Below are 19,436 nucleotides of genomic sequence, written 5' to 3'. Positions count from 1 at the left end.
AAATGCTTGCGTAATGTCATGTGTCAGACCGCCTATCGTACTTAGCATCAACGCAGCGCCGGTTTCGAGAGCGGTACGGTGTCACCGACGGCATCGCGGGGGGTGGCGTGAGGTGTGCCACTTGCTTGGCCCTGGAAGGCAACGAATTCGGGGTAAGCCGACATACCGCATTCGTGAAGGTCCATGCCTTCGAGCTCTTCTTCCTCGCTGACACGCAAGCCCACACTCTTTTTGATGCACCAGAGCACCAGGAAGCTGGCGCCGAACATCCAGGCAAAGATGACCAGGGTGCCCACGAGCTGCGTTGCCAGAGTAGCGTCAGGGTTGCTTAGTACGACGGCCACGATGCCCCAGATGCCAGCGCTGCCGTGGACGGAAATAGCCCCGACGGGGTCGTCGATTTTCACGCGGTCGAGCGCCAATACCGAGAAGACAACAACGACACCACCCACAGCGCCAATGAGAACGGCCAGCTCGGGTGTCGGCATCAAGGGCTCGGCAGTGATCGAAACCAGTCCCGCCAGTGCGCCATTGATGACCATGGTCATGTCGACCTTGCCGAATTTGAGCCGATACAGCAGAGCCGCCGTCACCATCCCTGCCGCTGCCGCCATGTTGGTATTGACGAAAATACGCGCTACCGCGTTGGCATCGTCGAGGCTGGCGATTTTCAACATCGAGCCGCCGTTGAAGCCAAACCACCCCATCCACAAAATGAACATGCCCAGCATGGCGATGGGGAGATTGGCACCGGGAATGGCTCGCGACTGGCCGTTGGCGCTATAGCGCCCCTTGCGCGCGCCCACCAACAGTACCGCCGCCAGCGCCGCTGATGCCCCCGCCATGTGCACCACCACTGAACCGGCGAAATCCTGGAAACCGAGCACGTCGAGAAAGCCCCCGCCCCACTTCCAATAACCGCTGACCGGATAAATGACCGCTACCATGAACACGGCAAAGAGCAAAAACGGCCACAGCTTCATTCGCTCGGCGATGGCCCCGGAGACGATCGACATGGTCGCTGCCGCAAACACGGCCTGGAAGATGAAATCTGCCATCGACGAGTAGTAAGGCGCGTCTTCGCCTGCGGCGATATCGGCCAGGGTATTGTCGCTACCCAAGAAGAGCTCTAGACCAGGAATAAAGCCGCTCAACGGCGCCGCCGGATACATGATGTTGTAACCGATGATGAGGTAGACGATACACGCCACCGAGTAGAGCAGCGCGTTCTTGGTGAGTATTTCGACGGTGTTCTTCGATCTGACCAGCCCCGACTCCAGCATGGCAAAACCACACGCCATGAACATGACGAAGGCCGTACAGACGAGAAAGTAAAAGGTATCCAAGGCGTAGGATATTTCCAAAACGCTGTCATTCATTGTGAAGCCCCCTTGTTAGGTCACATCCTTTTGTTGTTTGCGTTCCTCCCGTTCTCTCAGCACGTTTCGTGCCAATAAATAAAAGTTCTTATCCACCGTTAGCTTAACCCCGTGAGAAAACGCTTGGTTCCCTAAAGCGGTGCAAAACACAACGCCAACAGCCCATAACGAAGCAGAGGATTAAATTACTGTTTTCAAATATAAAACGGCGAGATCAAGCGCCGATGAAAGCAAAGAAGCGGCGCTGAAATTACAAAAAAGCCCCCATGCGTGCATGAGGGCCAAGCGAAGGAGAGGGGTAGAACCACCCCAATTGAAGGGATGGAGTGAAGTGATAGAGTGAAGTGGCGGATCAGTACGCTTGACCAGGCACCCAGTTGGTACCCGCTAGCGGCACGCGCGCCATGGCAGCCGCTTCGACGTTCAGCGCCACCAGATCTTCGGGCTCCAGGTTGTGCAGGTGCGATTTACCGCAGGCACGCGCCAGCGTCTGCGCCTCCAGGGTCATGACACGCAGGTAGTTGGCTAGGCGTTTGCCTGCCGCCACTGGGTCCAGACGCTGGCTGAGCGCGGGGTCCTGCGTGGAGATGCCGGCGGGGCACTTACCCTCCTGAAAGTCATCGTAAAAGCCCGCTGCCGAACCGATCTTACGGTACTCCTCCTCGAAGCGCGGATGGTTATCGCCCAAAGCGATCAGCGCTGCCGTGCCGATAGCGACGGCATCGGCACCTAGCGCGATGGCTTTGGCGACATCGGCGCCGTTACGAATACCGCCTGACACGATGAGCTGAACCTCGCGATGCACGCCCATCTCTTGCAGTGCCTGGGTGGCTTGAGGGATCGCTGCCATGGTTGGAATACCCACATGCTCAATGAAGACATCCTGCGTTGCAGCGGTGCCGCCCTGCATGCCATCCAGCACCACGACGTCGGCACCGGCCTTGACCGCCAATTTCACATCGTAATAGGTACGCGTTGCACCCACTTTAATGTAGATCGGCACCTGCCAGTCGGTGATTTCACGCAGTTCGGCAATCTTGATCGCCAAATCGTCAGGGCCGGTCCAATCAGGGTGACGGCAGGCGCTACGCTGGTCGATGCCTTTGGGCAGCGTGCGCATGGCGGCTACGCGATCCGAGATTTTTTGCCCCAGCAGCATGCCACCGCCGCCTGGCTTGGCTCCCTGCCCCAGCACCACTTCGATGGCATCGGCCTTGCGTAGATCGTCAGGATTCATGCCGTAACGCGAAGGCAGATACTGATAAACCAGCTTGGACGATTGACCACGCTCTTCAGCGGTCATGCCGCCATCGCCGGTCGTGGTCGAGGTGCCTACTTCCGAAGCGCCGCGACCTAATGCCTCTTTGGCTTGCGCAGAGAGCGCGCCGAAGCTCATACCCGCAATGGTCACCGGGGTATCGATGACGATGGGCTTCTTGGCGTAGCGCGTGCCTAGCGTCACCTCGGTACCGCACTTCTCGCGGTAGCCTTCCAACGGATAACGCGACATGCTCGCTCCAAGAAACAGCAGGTCATCGAAGTGAGGCACCTTACGCTTGGCGCCCCAGCCACGAATGTCGTAGATGCCGGTATCGGCAGCGCGCTGAATCTCGGCGATGACATCGCGCCCGAACGTTGCCGATTCACGCAGGGCGGGGTTGAAAACTGTATCGGTCATAATGAACGCTCCTGAAATTCCATTGACCCTAAACGCGCCCTGCTTAGTAGGCGGTGGCGTTGTCGACTTTGAAGTTATAGAGCTCGCGGGCGGAGCCGTAGCGCTTGAAGCTGGCCGGATCGTCATCGAGCCCGGCGCGGCTCAGCAGCTGCGCCAGCTCATCGACGTGCTCTTGGCGCATCTCCTTTTGCACACAGTCGGCGCCAAGCGAGGCGACCTCGCCTTTGACGTAGATATGCACCTCGTACAGCGAATCGCCCAAAGCCTCACCGGCATCGCCACACACGACCAAGTTACCGGCTTGTCCCATAAAGGCGCTCATGGGTCCGATATTGCCTTTAACGACGATATCCACGCCCTTCATCGAGATGCCGCAGCGCGCCGACGCATTGCCTTCGATCACCAATAGCCCGCCATGCGCCGTGGCGCCCGCCGACTGGGAGGCATCACCTTTGATCCGCACGCAGCCCGACATCATATTTTCGGCCACGCCCACGCCAGCGTTACCGTGAATGGTGATCTGGGCTTTTTGGTTCATGCCCGCGCAGTAGTAGCCGACATGACCATCGATATCGATACACAGCGCGTCGTTGACGCCGCAGGCGATGTTGTGCGCCCCGTCGGGATGAGTAATGCGCCATTCGCGTGCACTGATTTCTTCTTCATGTAGGGCCTGATTGAGCGCGCGTAGGCTATCGGTCGAAAGATCATAGGTCGTCATCGTTATGCTGCCTCCACGTTAGCCACACTGCGTTCCCATACATAAATCTTGCCAGGCTCAGGCTCCCACACCCGCGCCTTGTCGATTCCCGGCAGCTTGGCCAGGGCGCGGTACTCCGACGCCATGACGACATAGTCGTCGGTTTCGGCGATGACGGCGGGCTTACAGGCGATGGGATCGCGCACTACAGCAAAGCCGTCTTGAGTACCCACGGTAAAGGTGAAAAAACCATCCAGATCGTTGAGAGCGCCTTTGAGCGCCTGGGTGAGAGAGTCACCTTTTGCCATGCGCCATGTCAGATACCCAGCGGCAACTTCGGAATCGTTATCGGTCTTGAAGCTGATACCCGCGCGCTTGAGCTTGCTGCGTAGCCAGTTGTGATTAGAGAGCGAGCCGTTGTGGACCAAACACAGATCGAGCCCCGTGGAGAAAGGATGACTGCCTTCCAGCGTCACCGCGCTTTCGGTGGCCATCCGGGTGTGGCCAATGGCGTGACTACCCTTCATTCCCGCCAGGCCATAGCGTTCAGCCACGTCGTTCGGAAGCCCTACCCCCTTCAGGATTTCGATGCTTTGACCCGCGCTCAGCACGCGCACCTCGGGGGCGTTCTCGGCTAACCAAGCGAGCGCGAAACGCTCATCGACGCCCAGTTTGAACACGCCCACATCGGCATTGGTGAACCAACCATCGACGGGGCCCAGCGTGCTCTCAAAACGCTTAGCCAGCGCCTCCCAGTCCATCGCCGCATCGCCTTGAAGGGTAAGCTTGATGCCTGATGCATACTCGTCGCCGTATACGGCAAAGCCAGCGCTATCCGGCCCACGGTCGGTCATGGCCTCCAGCATGGGCGCGAACAACGCTCCCAGATCGCTTTCAAGCTTCTGATTTTTCAAATAAAGCCCGACAATTCCACACATGATGTCACCTCACAGAATGTATCAACGCACGCGCGTGTCTAAGCGCTAGAAAAATTCGGCGTAGCGCTGGATTTCCCAATCGCACACCTGGCGGCTGTAATCTGCCCACTCTTCGCGCTTTACCTTGATGAATTCATCGCAAATTTCGCTGCCAAGCCCCTCGCGCAATACGCCGTCACCTTCGAGCGCATCGAGCGCCTCTTTCAGCGACTGCGGCAGAATGCCGATGCCGTTCTCCTGGCACTGGGCGGGAGAGAGCTCGTATAAATTGACGTTTTTCGCCTTACCTGGATCGAGCTTGCGGTCCACTCCATCGAGCCCTGCCGCGATCAAGGCCGCGTGTACCAAATAGGGGTTACAGCCCGCATCCGGCAACCGGAACTCCAAACGCCCATAAGGTACGCGCACCATGGCCGAGCGGTTGTTGTCGCCGTAGGCGATGAACACCGGCGCCCAGGTAGCGCCGCTCGCCGAGCCGCCTGCGACCAAGCGCTTGTAGGAGTTGACCGTGGGCGCGGCGAAGGCACATAGCGCTTTGGCGTGATGCAAAAGCCCGCCCAGGAAGTGATAGGCCGTAGACGAAAGCCCCATCCCTTGTGGGTCGCTATCGTCACCGAAGACGTTGTTACCCTCGGCATCGGCAATCGAGAGGTGAAAATGCATGCCGTTACCCGGCTTGGCGGCATGGGGCTTGGGCATAAAGGAGCACACCATACCCAGCTCGTTGGCGATTTCACCGGCCGCCATACGCACGAAGGTAAAGCGATCCGACGAGGTCAGGGCATCGCTGTAGGTGTAATTGATTTCGAACTGGCCGTTAGCGTCTTCGTGATCGATTTGATAGACATCGAAGTCCACGCGCTGAAGCGCTTCGACCAAGCGCTCTAGAAACTCACGCGAGCGCGAGAGCCCTTTGTAGTCGTAGCAGGGCTTGGCCAGGGTATCGCTTTCATCTACCGGCAATAGCTCGCCGGACGGGCCGCGTCGGAACAGCGAAAACTCGGGCTCGAGGCCGGTATTGAGCGTCCAGCCACGATCACTCAAGCGTTCGAGCTGGCGCATCAGCACCACTCGGCTATCCAGCGGGTGAGGTACATCGTTGACGTAGCCACAGCACGCAATGCGCGCGTAGTGCGGCTGCCAAGGCACGAGCGACAGCGAAGCGAGATCGCCGCGCGCAATGAAGTCAGGGCCGTGGGGCTGCATTCCAAGCCCGGCCACGGCAAAGCCTGCAAACCCAGCGCCTTTTTCCACCACATCCATAAGGCAGTTGGCCGGTACGGATTTGGTTTTGGCGGCTCCGTGGATGTCGACAAACTGTGCGAGCAAATAGCGTATATCGTGATCATTCAAGTACTTAACGGCGGCTTCCGGCGTCATAGGATTACCCTCACCCTCAATAATTCCTTCCAAGAAAGTATATTTCTCGAAAAGAAAAGCACTTGGTATGCCAAGTTGTCTTCTAGAGCGCTGAAAACCTTCTTTGAGATACAGCTAAACTAATGATTTAAATATTTTTAATTTTTTTAATTACAAATTTATTGGCCTTTGCGTCTACTAAAGAATGCAACACAAACATCCTCGCTCGCACTTTTAACGTGCATCTTTAATAAAAAATCACCAAACAAGTGCATTAAATAAAAGTGAATAAGAGTTTTTATATATGAATCACTAAGTATGTAAAAAATGCTTACCGCTAATCTCATGTTTTTTTATGGATTTAAATTTTTATATTTAATTTTCAGCCGATATGCGCCCAGTTGGCAGGCAACTTGCTTGACCAAACGGAAGATAAAATTCCCCAGGGGAATAAACGAACTCTCAAATCGATGCCTAATGTAAAATAAAACCAATATAAAACATCGATTTAAATAAATTCCAGTGTCTCATCAAGGCATTCCAGGAGGAAAAGGTGACCCCGTTAGACGACAGCTACATTCTTCGCGTTTCCTGCCCTGCCCGCTCGGGCATCATTGCCGCCGTTAGCTCTTATCTGAGTGAGAACAACTGCTATATCAGTGAACTCTCTCAATATGACGACGAGGAACTCGAACGTTTCTTCCTGCGTGCCAAGTTTCGTTTCAATGCAGGCAGCGCACCGGCCATCGAAACGCTATGCAACGACTTCCAAGGTATCGCCGACGCATACGACATGGAGTGGAAGATTCGCAGCTCAGAATCGCCCATGCGCGTATTGCTGATGGTGAGCAAGTTCGACCACTGCCTGAGTGATTTGCTGTATCGGGTCGGCAAGGGTGAGTTGAAGATGGATATCACCGCCGTCGTCTCCAACCATCTGGACCTGCGCCCCATGGCCGAGCGCGAGGGCATTCGATTCGTCTACCTGCCGGTGGACAAGCAGAACAAGAAGCAGCAAGAAGCGGCGTTGATGGCGATCGTCGAAGAGACCCAAACCGAGCTCGTGGTACTGGCGCGCTACATGCAAATACTGTCTGACGAGCTGTGCCAGCAACTATCTGGCCGCGCCATCAATATTCACCACTCCTTTCTTCCCGGCTTCAAGGGTGCCAAGCCCTACCATCAGGCGCACGAGCGCGGCGTCAAGCTGATAGGCGCGACGGCGCATTACGTCACCTCCGATCTCGACGAAGGACCGATCATCGACCAAGAAGTGCAGCGCGTCGATCACACCTATCGTCCCGAAGATCTCGTCGCCGTGGGGCGCAACACCGAGACCATCGCACTCTCCAGGGCGCTTAAGTATCACCTGGAACATCGCGTTTTCCTGGATCAAAACAAAACGGTGATTTTCCAATGAGCGCCCAAGAAACGACCGCCGCAACGCTGATCGACGGCCGCGCCTGCGCCGAGCGGGTACTTGCCGACGTCGAGCGCCAAAGCCAGGCGCTACGCCAAGAGGGCATCACTCCAGGGCTAGCCGTGGTGCTGGTGGGAGAAGATCCGGCCAGCCAGGTCTATGTGCGCAATAAAATGCGCAAAGCCGAAGCCGTGGGCATTCGCTCTTTCGAGTACCGCTTCGACGACACCCTAAAGCAGGCAGAGCTACTGACGCTGCTGGCCAAGCTCAACGCCGACCCTGAGATCAACGGCATCCTGGTCCAGCTGCCGCTTCCCGCCACCATCGACGAGCACGCGGTGCTACAAGCGATCGACCCACGCAAAGACGTCGACGGCTTTCATGTCGAGAACGTCGGCGGCCTGATCCAGGGGCGCGATGCCCTCGCCCCCTGTACGCCCACGGGCTGCTTGCAGCTGTTAAAACAGCAGTGCGGCGATCTTGCAGGCAAGCACGCCGTCGTTATCGGGCGCTCCAACATCGTTGGTAAACCCATGGCGGCGCTGCTACTCGCCGAGCACTGCTCGGTGTCGGTGATTCACTCACGTAGCGTTGCGCCCGAAGCCCTCGCCCGGCAGGCGGATATCGTCGTCGTGGCCGTTGGTCGGCCCGAGATGGTAGACGCTCGTTGGATCAAGCCCGGTGCGGTGGTCATCGATGTCGGCATCAACCGTCGCCAACAGCACGACGGCAAGACACGTCTAGTCGGCGATGTCGATTTCGCCAGCGTCGCGCTCATCGCCAGCGCCATTACGCCGGTGCCCGGTGGCGTCGGCCCGATGACCATCGCCCTGCTCATGCACAACACCCTTAAGGCCACGCGCCTGCAGCACGCAAGCGCTGAAAGCCTGGCCCTTTTCTGATCTGACCCTTCGACCTGATCCGGGAGCCCTACCATGCCATTTGGTCTGCTCAAATACGGTCTCTCTTCGCGCTACCCGGCCGAAGTGGACATTCCGCCCCCCAAGGCGCTTAAGTCCTCCTATGACGTGGTCATCATCGGTGGCGGCGGCCACGGCCTGGCCATCGCCTATTATCTGGCCAAGTACCACGGCATTACCGACGTGGCCGTGCTCGAAAAAGCCTACCTGGGCGGCGGTAACACGGCACGCAACACTGCCGTCATTCGCTCTAACTACCTCACCTCGGAGGGCGTTCGGTTCTATAGCGAATCCGTTCGCCTGTTCCAGCAGCTCTCCAATGAGTTCGATTTCAACATCATGTACTCCGAGCGTGGCCAGTTGACGCTAGCTCACACCGATGGGGCCGTGCGCGCCTTTCGCCAGCGCGCCGAGGTCAACAAGCACTTCGGTGGGCGTACGGAGATGATCGACCGCCAACAGATTCGCGAACTGGTTCCCACGCTCAACCTGGATCCAGGCCACTTACCGGTGCTGGCGGGGCTTTGGCATCGCGATGGCGCCACCGCGCGCCACGATGCGGTGGCCTGGGGGTACGCCAAGGAGGCGGCCAAGCGCGGCGTGGAGATTCACCAGCTGACCAGCGTCGAGGACGTGGTGATCGAAAATGGCCGCTTGACTGGGGTCAAGACCAACCGCGGCGCGATTCGCTGCGGCTGCGCCATTCAGGCCGTCGCCGGGCACAGCTCGACGATGGCACGCAAGGCGGGCTTTCGCCTGCCGGTTGTGAGTTATCCGCTCCAGGCCATGGTGACCCAGCCAGTGAAGCCGTTTCTCGACCCACTGGTCAGTTCCTCGGCGCTGCACTGCTATGTCCAGCAGACCAGCCGTGGGGAAGTGGTCTTCGGCGGCGGCTCCGACCCCTACCCGCTCTACAACACCCGCTCGACCCTCGATCTAAAAGAGAGCTTGATCACCAGCGGGATCGAGATGTTCCCGTTTCTCGCCAAGGCCAAGCTCATGCGCCAGTGGGCCGGTATTACCGATATGACGCCGGACTACAGCCCGATCATGGGTGCAAGCCCAGTGCAAAACTACTATCTCGACGCCGGTTGGGGCACCTGGGGGTTCAAGGCGACGCCGATCTGCGGCAAAACGATGGCCGAGCTGATCGCCACCGGCAAAACGCCGGAGCTGATCGCGCCCTTCTGTTTGGAGCGCTTCGACCACTTCCGCCAAATCAACGAGATGGGCGCCACTGCCGCCAGCCACTGAATTAAGGGCAACTTCCATGAAGCTCATGCACTGCCCGCTCAACGGGCCACGCAATATCAGCGAATTTATCTACGGCGGCGAACTCAAGGAAATGCCGTCGCCTGAGTCCTGCAGTGACCGCGAGTGGGCCGACTACGTTTTCTACAGCGACAATACCGCCGGTGTGGTCACCGAGTGGTGGATGCACGTCGCTAGCAGCTACTGGTTCTTGGCCGAGCGCCATACCGTGACCGATGAGGTCCTGCGCACCTTCGATCCCAAGGAAATATTTACCCATCGCGTGACGTTCACTGCCACGGAGGCGCGTCCATGAACCGCTATGAACCGCCCGCCGCTTTGCATGATACCGCCACCGACCGCCTTGCAGCCCCCATGGGACGGCGGATCGATCGCCAAGCGCCACGACGCTTTCAATTCGAAGGCACGCCTTATGCTGGCTACGCGGGGGATACCCTTGCCAGCGCGCTGATCGCCAACGGCCGTTATCTGCTGTCGCGCTCGTTCAAGTACCACCGCCCGCGTGGCCCGCTAACCCTTGCAGGCCAGGACGCCAATACGCTGGTACAGCTGCCCGATGAGCCCAACGTGCTGGCCGATACACAGCCGCTAACCGAGGGCTTGAGCGTCTACGGCCAGAACTACGCCGGTAGCCTCGATGCCGACCGTGACATGAAGCTAGGCGCCTTGGCCAAGTTCATGCCGGTCGGGTTCTACTACCGCGCTTTTTACAAGCCTAAAGGAGTGTGGAAGTACTGGGAGCCGCTGATTCGCAAGAAAGCAGGGCTGGGCGTCTTTGATCTCGATGCCGACGCGGGCTACCACGACAAGGCCTATCTGTTCGCTGATGTAGCCGTCGTTGGCAGCGGCCCTGCAGGTCTCAAGGCCGCGCTCACGGCTGCCGATGGGGGCGCCCGCGTGCTGCTCATCGAGCAAGAGCCCGAGCTTGGCGGCGCGCTCACCTACGCTCGCTTCGCCACCGACACGGCGCCCTCAGAACGGCTTCTTGACGATCTTGTGGCTGAAGTGGAGGCGCACGACAACATTCGTCTGCTGTGTAACGCCACCTGCAATGGCTGGTTCAAGGACCACTACCTGCCCGTCATCCAGGGCAGGCGCCTTTACAAGGTGCGCGCTAAAGCGTGCATCGTTGCCTCGGGTGCGTTCGATCAGCCCGCTATCTTCCGTAACAACGATCTGCCCGGCATCATGCTCGCCAGCGCCGCACAGCGTTTGATGCGCCACTACGCCATCAAACCCGGCCAGCGCGCCGTCGTGCTAACAGGCAACGACGATGGCTACCTCGCAGCCCTGGATCTCGTCGAGCAGGGCGTCGAGGTGGCCGCGCTGGTCGATATGCGCGCCGCGCCCAACGAGACAAAGCTAGGCGATGCCGTCGAGGCTCAGGGGATCGCGCGCTATCGCGAGCACACCATTTTCGAGGCCCACCACGCCAAGGCACATCACCGCGTGACCGGCGTCGAGCTGCGCCCGATTGCCGGACGCGGAGAAGTCGGCGAGGCACGTACCGACATCGCCTGCGACGTGGTCTGCATGAGCGCAGGCTACATGCCCGCCTATCAGCTTCTGTGCCAAGCCGGAGGCAAGCTCAGCTACTGCGATGAGACGGCCCAATTCGCTATTTCTGGGCTCCCCAAACGTCTCTATGTGGCAGGCTCGGCCAACGGCTTCCACGCGCTTGATCGGGTCGTCCACGATGGCGCCCGCGCCGCCACTCAGGCGCTGCGAGACCTCGGCCATCAGGTCGATGTACTCGATGCGCCCAAGGGAGCGCTCGAGCAGGTCAATTACCCCTGGCCGATGTTCGCTCACCCCAAGGGCAAGGAGTTCGTCGATTTCGACGAGGATCTGCAGATCGCCGATATCATCAATGCCACGCGCCACGGCTACCGCGATGTCCAGCTGGTCAAACGCTTCTCGACCGTGGGCATGGGCCCCTCTCAAGGGCGTCACTCGGCGCTGCCGACCGCGCGCTTGGTGGCCGCAGCCACCGAACGAAGCGTCAGCGACACCGGCGTCACCACGGCAAGGCCGCCGTTTGCCGCCGAGACCCTGGCGCATTTGGCCGGGCGTCACTTCGATCCTTTCCGGCAAACGCCGATGCATCGCCGCCACGTCGAACTTGGGGCACACATGATGCCCGCCGGAGATTGGCAACGTCCGGCGTACTACCCCAGCCGCGCGGGGACGCTGGAGCGCCTGCGCTGCCAGCAGGAGGAGGCGCGCCACGTGCGCGAAAAGGTCGGCATCATCGATGTCTCCACCTTGGGCGGTATCGAAGTACGCGGCCCGGATGCCGCCGAGTTCATCAACCGCATCTATACCTTCGGCTTTCTCAAGCAGCCCATTGGACGTACGCGCTACGCTGCCATGACCAACGAGCAGGGCGTGGTGATCGACGATGGCGTCTCCTGTCGGCTTGCCGAGGATCACTTCTACGTCACCGCCACCACAAGCGGCGTTGGGCGCGTCTATCAGAGCATGCTGCAGTGGAACGCTCAGTGGCGCCTCGACGTGGATATCGCCAACGTTACCTCGGCCTATGCCGCCGTCAATGTCGCGGGGCCGCTCGCAAGACAGCTATTGGAACGGGTTTGCACGGGCGTCGACCTCTCCGCCGAGGCCTTCCCTTATCTGGGGCTGCGCGAAGGTTTCATCGGGGAGGCGCCCGCCTATTTGCTCCGCGTCGGCTTCGTCGGCGAGCTCGGCTTTGAGCTGCACGTCCCTTCGCGCTACGGCGAATACCTCTGGGATACGCTGATGGAAGCGGGCAAGGATCTTGAACTGCGTCCCTTTGGCGTGGAGGCGCAGCGCCTTTTGCGCCTGGAAAAAGGTCACGTGATCATCGGCCAGGACACCGATGGCATGAGTCATCCCTTCGAGATCAACATGGGCTGGGCGGTCAACCGCACCAAGCCTTTCTTCGTCGGCCGCCGCGCGGTGGACATTCTACACAGCCACCCTCCTCTGCGGCGGCTGGTCGGCTTTCGCCTCCCCTCTACCAGCGCCAAACCACTGGAAGGCCACTTGGTACTGGAGGGTGAACGCATCAGCGGCAACGTCACCTCGTGCGAATACTCGCCCACGCTCGACGCCATCATCGGCCTGGCCTATGCCGCCCCAGAGCGCGGCGAGCCCGGTCAGCGCATCACCATTCGTACCGAAGGGGGAGAAACGGTGACGGCAGACGTCGTTGCACTGCCTTTCTTCGATCCCGACAACCAGCGTCAGGAGCTGTGAGCCATGCCCCACGCGATCTTCACCGCCAAACGAACGCCGCTTACGCCTACCCTGAAAGCCGATGACGACGTTGTGCATCTCAACGGCTATACCCTTGCCGCCGCAACGCCCGACGCAGCCAACGCAAGGCGCGGTCAGCTCGACCGCTGCGCCCTGCTGGACGCAAGTGCCCTGCCGCGCTTGGGCCTGCGCGGCCCTAACGCCGCTCAGGCGCTGATACAACAGGGGTATTGCCTTCCCGAGCGGCCCAATACCGCCTCTTTTCAGCCGGAGGGAAGCCTGATCGCCCAGCTCTCTGCCAGCGAGTTCCTGCTGCTCGGTGCCCCAAGCCTGACGCCTTCGCCCTGGGCCGATAGCGAGCAGCCGTTGAGGCCAGGGCCCGGCTGCTACTTGCTTCCCCGCCAGGATACCCACGGCTGGCTGGCGCTGACGGGACACTGCGTCGCCGAGGTCATGGCCAAGCTCTGCGGCGTCGACCTCTCGCCAGCAGCTTTCCCCGTGGGAGGCGTGGCGCAGACCTCGGTTGCCCGAATCAACGCCATCGTGATCAACGCCAGCACCGCATCACGCCCCTGCTTTTATCTGTTGATGGATAGCGCCTCCGCTACCTACCTCTGGTCGGTGCTGGAAGATGCCATCGACGAGTTCGACGGCGCGCGTCTTGGGCTGATGGATTATCTCGCCATTGCGGGATGATCGACGCATACGGAGGCGCTCATATGGCGTACCTAAGCGGAAAAGAGAACGACTATACGGTCCCCGCCTTACAGCGGGGGCTACGAATTATCGAACTCTTCGACCAGCGCCGACGCGTGCTGACGACTCAAGAGTTCGCGGATGCCCTGGGTGTTACCACCTCGTCCATCTACCGTATCGTCACGACCCTGACCGAGATGCGCTACCTGGATAAAGTGGCCAAAAACACCTATCAGCTGGGGCCGCAGGTCATCTCCAACGGCTTCAACTACCTCGCCAGTCGCGACATCGTGGAGATCGCCATGCCGCACCTGAGCGAGCTGCGCGATAGCGTGTCGATGTCGTGCCACCTTAGCGTGCGCGAAGGCCGCGAAGCCGTTTACGTGCATCGCGCTTTTGCCTCCCAGCGCCTATCGGTCAACGTGCCCATAGGCACCCGCATCGCGTGCCATAGCTGCGCCATGGGCCGCGTGCTGCTGACGGATCTCAGCGAGCGCCAGCTCGACGCGCTCTACCGCGACGTGCGCTTGGATGACTATCCGCCCCCGGCGCCGCGCACCCTTCCCGAACTCAAGAGCGTGATCGCCGCCGACCGCCGCAACGGCAAGGTAGTACACCGTTCGGACTACGCTACGGCGATCGCCACGGGCCTGAGCAACTACCGGGGCCAAGTCGTTGCAGCCATCAACGTTTCTGGTCCCGATACCCTGATGGGCGACGAACGCTACCGCCAAGGACTCACAGCGCAGCTGACCAGAACGGCTGAGAAGATCTCGTTTGAATTGGGTAAGGCGCAGAGCGCTTGAGGGGGGCGAAAGGAAAAGGTGAAAGTGTATCGGATAGGTGAAGACGCGCCCGTCACATCAACGTGGGCAGAGGCAGAAAGCAGCGATGATGCACTCAGCAAGCCGAACCGCTATGCTGTCCACGGCAGCAATGCCGTGTGATATCGACGTACGCGCCCTCACCAGGCGTTAGGGAAGCTGGCGGGGCCATGAACGATAAGATCACCACTGACAAACAACAAACGCGCCTGAGCATGGAGCAGCACATCGCCCGAGCACTCAAGCGCAAACGCGTTTCACAGGGTTATAAGATATCCGATGTCGCGCGTATCGCTGGGGTCAGCCAGGGCATGGTCAGTAAAGTCGAAAATGCCCAGGTGTCGACCAGTTTGGATACGCTGCACCGTTTATGTACCGCCGTGGGCTTGCCGATTTCGCAGCTATTCAGCGACTTCGATCTGGGCGGGCGCGGTGCACAGCACGTCAAATCGGGCGAGGGGCTTGAGGTCGTACGCACCGGCACCGAAGTGGGGCACACCTACCAGCTATTGAGCTATAACCAGGGGCCCAAGAAGCGCTACGAGCCCTTCTTGATCACCATGGACGATGCCAGCGAAGTATTCCCCAACTTCAGCCACGCAGGGCACGAGTTCATCTACCTACTCGAAGGCCGTTTGATCTATCGCCATGGCCAGCACTTCTACACCATGGGTCCAGGCGACAGCCTAGCTTTCGATGCCGCCGTGCCCCATGGCCCTGAGACGCTGCTCGAAGTCCCCATCCGGCTACTCTCGATCATTCACTACGATGACGATGAGCAGCGCTGAACCATAACGTAGCCCCAAACAGAGACGAGGCGCCCATGACGCCTCGCCCGTTACCCTTAGCTCAATCCCCCCATACAGATGTACTTGATCTCCATGTAGTCATCGAGGCCATATTTGGAGCCTTCGCGGCCAAGCCCCGACTCCTTGATGCCGCCGAAGGGAACGACCTCACTGGAGATGCCGACCTCGTTGACGCCGACCATGCCGTACTCCAGGCGCTCGGAGACGCGCCAGGCGCGGCCGAGATCGCGGGTATAGAGGTACGAAGCCAGGCCCACCTCGGTGTCGTTGGCCATGGCGACGGCATCGGCTTCGTCCTCGAAGCGGAAGATCGGCGCCACGGGGCCAAAGATCTCATCGCGAAAGACGCGCATGTCGCGGTTGACATGGGTCAGCACCGTGGGGGTGTAGAAACACTCGCCGCGCTCGTCGATCTGCCCGCCGGTGGCTACCTTGGCGCCCTGCTCCAGCGCTTCAGTGACCATGGCGTGAACGTTCTTCGCCGCTTTAGCGTGAATCAGCGGCCCGATGGTGACGCCCTCTTCGGTTCCGTTACCCAGTTTCAGCCCTTCGACGGCCGCGGTGAACTTCTCGACGAAGACGTCGTAGATACTGCTCTGAACGAGGATACGGTTGGCGCAGATGCAGGTCTGCCCGGCGTTGCGGTACTTGGAGGCCAAGGCGCCAGCAACGGCTTCGTCGAGATCGGCGTCATCGAAGATCAGTACCGGGGCGTTGCCGCCAAGCTCCATCGAGGCCTTTTTGACCGTATCGGCGCACTGCTTGAGCAGTAGCTTGCCGATCGCCGTCGACCCGGTGAACGACACCTTGCGCACCCGTGGGTTGGCGGTCAGCTCACCGCCGATCTCGGAGGAGCGCTCTCCCGCGACCAGGTTGATCACGCCCGGCGGAATACCCGCGCGCTCGGCGAGCACCACCATGGCCAGCGCCGAAAGCGGCGTTTCGGAGGCAGGTTTCATGACGAACGTGCAGCCTGCCGCCAGCGCCGGAGCAGCCTTACGCGCCAGCATGGCGTTGGGGAAGTTCCACGGCGTGATGGCCGCGACCACGCCCACCGGCTGCTTGATGGCAAGCAGCCGGCGGTCGTTGGCAACCGAGGGAATCACGTCGCCGTAGGTGCGTCGCCCCTCTTCGGCGAACCACTCGATATAGGAGGCGCCATAGGCGACTTCGCCCCGCGCCTCGGCCAACGGCTTGCCCTGCTCGCTGGTCATGATCAGCGCCAGATCTTCCTGGTGCGCCAGCATCAGGTCGTGCCAGCGGCGCAGCAGCGTACTGCGCTCTTTCGCCGTCTTGGCTTGCCAGGCGGACAAAGCACGCTCGGCGGCTTCGATGGCGCGCCGGGTTTCGGCAACGCCGACGCTTGCCACCTGAGCGATGCGCTCGCCGGTGGCCGGATTGAGGACGTCGAAGCGGGCGCCATCGGTGCCTTCGACCCACTGCCCGTCGATATAGGCGTGCGTCTGCAGAAGGCTCGGATCGTTAAGCGTTAATGTCATGTGTCATCTTCCCGAGTTGGCTCAGAGCGGTATCGCGTGTGATCGCAAGCGAGGCTCAACGAAAGTGCGGTACGACCTCACGGATGAAGAGCTCCAGCGAGCGCTTTTTTTCTTCGAACGGCAAGGTGTTGTCGGTCCAGAAGCTGTACTCGGTGAAGCCCAGTTTCTCGTACTGTTTCAGGCGCTCGACGATCTCACTAGGCGTGCCAACCATCATGTTGCGACGCAGGCTTTCGAGGCTGAACTCGGGGTTGTCGGCCACCGCCTCGGGGGGCGCCGGATCGAAGAAGCCGCCTTTACCGGGCTGGTCGTTCTTGAACCAGGCAAGGAAGTAGCGATAGAACAGGTTCAGCGCCTCGGCGCCTTTACGCCAGCCTTCGGGGTCGCTCTCTTCGTGAACATAGGTGTGACGCAGCAGCATGAGGTCGGGGCGCGAGACATCAGGATGGTTGGCGCAAGCGACGTTGAACTTGTTGGCCAGGTCCTCCACCTCTTCATCGCCCTTCATCAACGCGGTGACCATCACGTTGCAGTTGCTCTTGACCGCGAAGTCGTGCGAGTTGGGATCGCGCGCGGCAATCCAGATCGGCGGGCGCGGCCCTTGAACCGGCTGCGGCACGCTGGTGGTCATGGGGAAGTTGTACACCTCGCCTTCGTGGGCGTAGTCGCCCGCCCACAGCCCCTGCAGCGCCGGGATCATTTCACGCAGCGCCTTACCGCCATCGGCGGCGGACATGCCATCGACCAGCCGGTCGAACTCGAACTGATAGGCGCCTCGAGCGATGCCGAACTCCAAACGGCCGTTGCTGATCACGTCCAGCAGTGCGGCCTCGCCTGCCAAGCGAATGGGGTCCCAGAAGGGTGCCACGAAGGTGCCCGCCCCAAGGCGAATCTTCTCGGTCTTGGCCGCCAGGTAAGCCAGCTGCGCAACGGGGCTGGGCGATGAGGTGTACTGCATGCCATGGTGCTCGCCGATCCACGCCGTACGAAAGCCGCCCGCTTCGGCGATTTTCACCAGCTCGCACAGCTCTTCGAAAAGCTGACGATGTGAAGGCTGATCGCTATAGCGTTCCATGTGCACGAATAGAGAAAACTGCATGTTCACTTCTCCTACGACGGGATTAATCGCGTTGGCTCAGCCGAGCCGCCACGGTGGGATCGGCGCTCTCTCCGCGCAGTGCCTTGATCATGCAGTAGCACATGACCAGGAGCGCGACGGAGAACGGTAGTGCAGCGGCGATGGCCGCGGTTTGCAGGGCTTCAAGCCCCCCTGCAATGAGCAGTACGGCAGCGGTGGCGCCTAGCCCCAGGCCCCAGATCACGCGATAGAGCTGCGGCGGGTGCGGGCTGCCCTTGGCCAGAATGGTGCAGATGACCAGCGTGCCGGAGTCGGCCGAGGTGACGAACCAGGTGATGATCATCAGTGTGGCTAGGCCAATCATGGGAACGGTGGCCCATGGCACATCGAGCGCGGCGATGGTTTGGAACAGCACCGTGGTGATGTCGTCGACCGCAACGCTTGCCAGATCCACGCCGCCGAAGAGCTGAAGATGCAGCGCCGTGCCGCCGAAGATCACGATCCAGCTGGTCGCGCCGAGCACGGCCGCCGCCATGCCGCCCAACAGGACTTGGCGAATGGTTCTGCCACGCGAGATACGCGCGATGAACATGCCAACGTAAGGGCCCCAGGAGAGCCACCAGCCCCAATAGAACAGCGTCCACCAGCCCTGCCACTGGCTCTCGGGGTCGGGGTTGGTCCAAAAGCCCATGCTGATGATGTTGCTCGCGTAGTCACCAAGGCTGGTGGTGAAGACGGTAAGCAGAAACACCGTGGGCCCTGCCAGCACGAAGAAGGCGAAAAGAATCAGGCTCACGTGGATATTCCACTCGCTGAGCAGACGAATACCCTTCTTCAGCCCCGATACCGCCGATACCGTGGCAGCCACCGTTACGGCGAGCACCAGCCATACCTGGTTGGTGCTGGAGATCTCCAGGCCAAAAAGGCTATTGAGTCCGGCGTTCATCTGCGACACCCCAAGCCCCAGGGTCGTCGCCGTGCCGAACAGCGTGGCGAAGATTGCCAGCAGGTCGATGGCATGGCCGATGGGGCCGTGGATGCGCTCGCCGAGCACGGGATAGAACGCCGAGCGAATGGTCATCGGCAGATCATGCCGATAGGCGAAGTAGGCCAGGATGACGCCCACCAGAATGTAGATCGCCCAGCCGTGCAGACCCCAATGGAAAATCGTCAGCGTCAGCGCCGTCTGCGCGGCAGGCAGCGTGTTGGGCGCGATACCTGCAGTTTCGATATAGGGGTTGCCCTGCAGGTGGTTGAGCGGCTCGGCGATGCTCCAGAACAGCAGCCCCGTGCCGACCGCCGCGCTGAAGAGCATGGCGAACCAGGTGAAATTGGAAAACTCGGGGCGTTCGTGGTCGCGCCCCAAACGCAGCTTACCGAATGGACTAACGATGATGCCGACGGTCACGAACAGCACCACGTTGACCACCAAGATGTAGTACCAGCCGAGCTGCTGCTCGATGAAGGCCTTGATGCTCAGGTAGATGGTGTTGGCAAGCGAGGGCTGCAAAATGGAGAAGAGGACGAACGCCACGACCATGGCCGTTGATGCAATGGCCATGGTCTTGTCGACGCCCGCGAATACGCCACGGTTGGATGTACTGGAACGAGAGTCTTGCATGAA

General features: G+C 60.2%; 16 protein-coding genes. 8 read left to right on the top strand and 8 right to left on the bottom strand.

Annotated features, from left to right (window positions below):
- Positions 1–47 precede the first annotated feature (47 nt).
- The 5 genes from amt to glnT all read right to left on the bottom strand — a co-directional run bounded on the left by amt (position 48) and on the right by glnT (position 6,075).
- Entirely contained in the window at positions 48–1,379 is a 1,332-nt protein-coding gene (gene amt / locus LLY24_RS17685) for an ammonium transporter (protein ID WP_259037637.1), read from the bottom strand.
- Positions 1,380–1,731: 352 nt separating this feature from the next.
- Complete coding sequence (locus tag LLY24_RS17680) at positions 1,732–3,057, bottom strand: FMN-binding glutamate synthase family protein (protein ID WP_259037636.1); 1,326 nt, start codon at positions 3,055–3,057, stop codon at positions 1,732–1,734.
- 43 nt (positions 3,058–3,100) lie between these two features.
- Positions 3,101–3,778 carry a GltB/FmdC/FwdC-like GXGXG domain-containing protein gene (locus LLY24_RS17675; protein ID WP_259037635.1) on the bottom strand — a complete coding sequence of 226 codons (678 nt, stop codon included), beginning with the start codon at positions 3,776–3,778 and terminating at the stop codon, positions 3,101–3,103.
- A 2-nt stretch (positions 3,779–3,780) separates the two neighbouring features.
- Entirely contained in the window at positions 3,781–4,695 is a 915-nt protein-coding gene (locus tag LLY24_RS17670; protein ID WP_259037634.1) for a class II glutamine amidotransferase, read from the bottom strand.
- A gap of 45 nt (positions 4,696–4,740) precedes the next feature.
- Positions 4,741–6,075 (bottom strand): type III glutamate--ammonia ligase, encoded by a 1,335-nt coding sequence (gene glnT / locus LLY24_RS17665; RefSeq protein ID WP_259037633.1) that lies wholly within the window; start codon positions 6,073–6,075, stop codon positions 4,741–4,743.
- Positions 6,076–6,607: 532 nt separating this feature from the next.
- On the opposite strand from glnT, the gene purU reads away from it, so the two are divergent.
- The 8 genes from purU (at position 6,608) to LLY24_RS17625 (ending at position 15,214) form a co-directional block, all read left to right on the top strand.
- Entirely contained in the window at positions 6,608–7,474 is an 867-nt protein-coding gene (purU, locus tag LLY24_RS17660; RefSeq protein WP_259037632.1) for a formyltetrahydrofolate deformylase, read from the top strand.
- Positions 7,471–8,376 carry a bifunctional methylenetetrahydrofolate dehydrogenase/methenyltetrahydrofolate cyclohydrolase FolD gene (gene folD / locus LLY24_RS17655; RefSeq protein ID WP_259037631.1) on the top strand — a complete coding sequence of 302 codons (906 nt, stop codon included), beginning with the start codon at positions 7,471–7,473 and terminating at the stop codon, positions 8,374–8,376. Before purU ends, folD begins: the two co-directional genes overlap by 4 nt.
- A gap of 33 nt (positions 8,377–8,409) precedes the next feature.
- Positions 8,410–9,648 carry an FAD-dependent oxidoreductase gene (locus LLY24_RS17650; RefSeq protein ID WP_259037630.1) on the top strand — a complete coding sequence of 413 codons (1,239 nt, stop codon included), beginning with the start codon at positions 8,410–8,412 and terminating at the stop codon, positions 9,646–9,648.
- Positions 9,649–9,664: 16 nt separating this feature from the next.
- Positions 9,665–9,961 carry a sarcosine oxidase subunit delta gene (locus LLY24_RS17645; protein ID WP_259037629.1) on the top strand — a complete coding sequence of 99 codons (297 nt, stop codon included), beginning with the start codon at positions 9,665–9,667 and terminating at the stop codon, positions 9,959–9,961.
- Positions 9,958–12,906, top strand: coding sequence for a 2Fe-2S iron-sulfur cluster-binding protein (locus LLY24_RS17640; protein ID WP_259037628.1), 2,949 nt, complete (start codon positions 9,958–9,960; stop codon positions 12,904–12,906). Before LLY24_RS17645 ends, LLY24_RS17640 begins: the two co-directional genes overlap by 4 nt.
- Positions 12,907–12,909: 3 nt before the next feature.
- The gene (locus LLY24_RS17635; RefSeq protein ID WP_259037627.1) at positions 12,910–13,602 is read left to right on the top strand and encodes an aminomethyltransferase family protein; all 693 of its coding nucleotides are present in this window, start codon (positions 12,910–12,912) and stop codon (positions 13,600–13,602) included.
- 23 nt (positions 13,603–13,625) lie between these two features.
- The gene (locus LLY24_RS17630; RefSeq protein ID WP_259037626.1) at positions 13,626–14,408 is read left to right on the top strand and encodes an IclR family transcriptional regulator; all 783 of its coding nucleotides are present in this window, start codon (positions 13,626–13,628) and stop codon (positions 14,406–14,408) included.
- A 188-nt stretch (positions 14,409–14,596) separates the two neighbouring features.
- Positions 14,597–15,214, top strand: coding sequence for a helix-turn-helix domain-containing protein (locus LLY24_RS17625; protein ID WP_259037625.1), 618 nt, complete (start codon positions 14,597–14,599; stop codon positions 15,212–15,214).
- Between the two features lie 56 nt (positions 15,215–15,270).
- Here the strand turns inward: LLY24_RS17625 and LLY24_RS17620 are convergent, their stop codons facing one another.
- Genes LLY24_RS17620 through LLY24_RS17610 form a run of 3 tightly spaced genes read right to left on the bottom strand, consistent with a single transcriptional unit; the run spans position 15,271 to position 19,433 of the window.
- Positions 15,271–16,734 carry an NAD-dependent succinate-semialdehyde dehydrogenase gene (locus LLY24_RS17620; protein ID WP_259037624.1) on the bottom strand — a complete coding sequence of 488 codons (1,464 nt, stop codon included), beginning with the start codon at positions 16,732–16,734 and terminating at the stop codon, positions 15,271–15,273.
- A gap of 55 nt (positions 16,735–16,789) precedes the next feature.
- Positions 16,790–17,833: an LLM class flavin-dependent oxidoreductase gene (locus LLY24_RS17615; protein ID WP_259037623.1), complete on the bottom strand. Its 1,044-nt coding sequence runs from the start codon at positions 17,831–17,833 to the stop codon at positions 16,790–16,792.
- 22 nt (positions 17,834–17,855) lie between these two features.
- A complete protein-coding gene (locus tag LLY24_RS17610; RefSeq protein ID WP_259037622.1) occupies positions 17,856–19,433 on the bottom strand; it encodes a BCCT family transporter in 1,578 nt (525 codons plus the stop codon).
- Positions 19,434–19,436: the final 3 nt, after the last annotated feature.

The sequence above is a fragment of the Halomonas dongshanensis genome, assembly GCF_024790395.1.
Classification (GTDB): Bacteria; Pseudomonadota; Gammaproteobacteria; order Pseudomonadales; family Halomonadaceae; genus Vreelandella; species Vreelandella dongshanensis.
The sequence above is the reverse complement of the archived record's forward strand: the minus strand, read 5'-3'. Positions and strand labels throughout refer to the sequence as shown.

Excerpts from the sequence above, each read along its gene's own strand:
- LLY24_RS17650 (WP_259037630.1), top strand. The coding sequence starts at position 8,410 with ATGCCATTTGGTCTGCTCAAATACGGTCTCTCTTCGCGCTACCCGGCC.
- amt (WP_259037637.1), bottom strand. The coding sequence starts at position 1,379 with ATGAATGACAGCGTTTTGGAAATATCCTACGCCTTGGATACCTTTTAC.
- LLY24_RS17670 (WP_259037634.1), bottom strand. The coding sequence starts at position 4,695 with ATGTGTGGAATTGTCGGGCTTTATTTGAAAAATCAGAAGCTTGAAAGC.
- LLY24_RS17675 (WP_259037635.1), bottom strand. The coding sequence starts at position 3,778 with ATGACGACCTATGATCTTTCGACCGATAGCCTACGCGCGCTCAATCAG.
- LLY24_RS17625 (WP_259037625.1), top strand. The coding sequence starts at position 14,597 with ATGAACGATAAGATCACCACTGACAAACAACAAACGCGCCTGAGCATG.
- LLY24_RS17630 (WP_259037626.1), top strand. The coding sequence starts at position 13,626 with ATGGCGTACCTAAGCGGAAAAGAGAACGACTATACGGTCCCCGCCTTA.
- LLY24_RS17645 (WP_259037629.1), top strand. The coding sequence starts at position 9,665 with ATGAAGCTCATGCACTGCCCGCTCAACGGGCCACGCAATATCAGCGAA.
- LLY24_RS17610 (WP_259037622.1), bottom strand. The coding sequence starts at position 19,433 with ATGCAAGACTCTCGTTCCAGTACATCCAACCGTGGCGTATTCGCGGGC.
- LLY24_RS17615 (WP_259037623.1), bottom strand. The coding sequence starts at position 17,833 with ATGCAGTTTTCTCTATTCGTGCACATGGAACGCTATAGCGATCAGCCT.
- LLY24_RS17635 (WP_259037627.1), top strand. The coding sequence starts at position 12,910 with ATGCCCCACGCGATCTTCACCGCCAAACGAACGCCGCTTACGCCTACC.
- LLY24_RS17680 (WP_259037636.1), bottom strand. The coding sequence starts at position 3,057 with ATGACCGATACAGTTTTCAACCCCGCCCTGCGTGAATCGGCAACGTTC.
- LLY24_RS17640 (WP_259037628.1), top strand. The coding sequence starts at position 9,958 with ATGAACCGCTATGAACCGCCCGCCGCTTTGCATGATACCGCCACCGAC.
- LLY24_RS17620 (WP_259037624.1), bottom strand. The coding sequence starts at position 16,734 with ATGACATTAACGCTTAACGATCCGAGCCTTCTGCAGACGCACGCCTAT.
- folD (WP_259037631.1), top strand. The coding sequence starts at position 7,471 with ATGAGCGCCCAAGAAACGACCGCCGCAACGCTGATCGACGGCCGCGCC.
- glnT (WP_259037633.1), bottom strand. The coding sequence starts at position 6,075 with ATGACGCCGGAAGCCGCCGTTAAGTACTTGAATGATCACGATATACGC.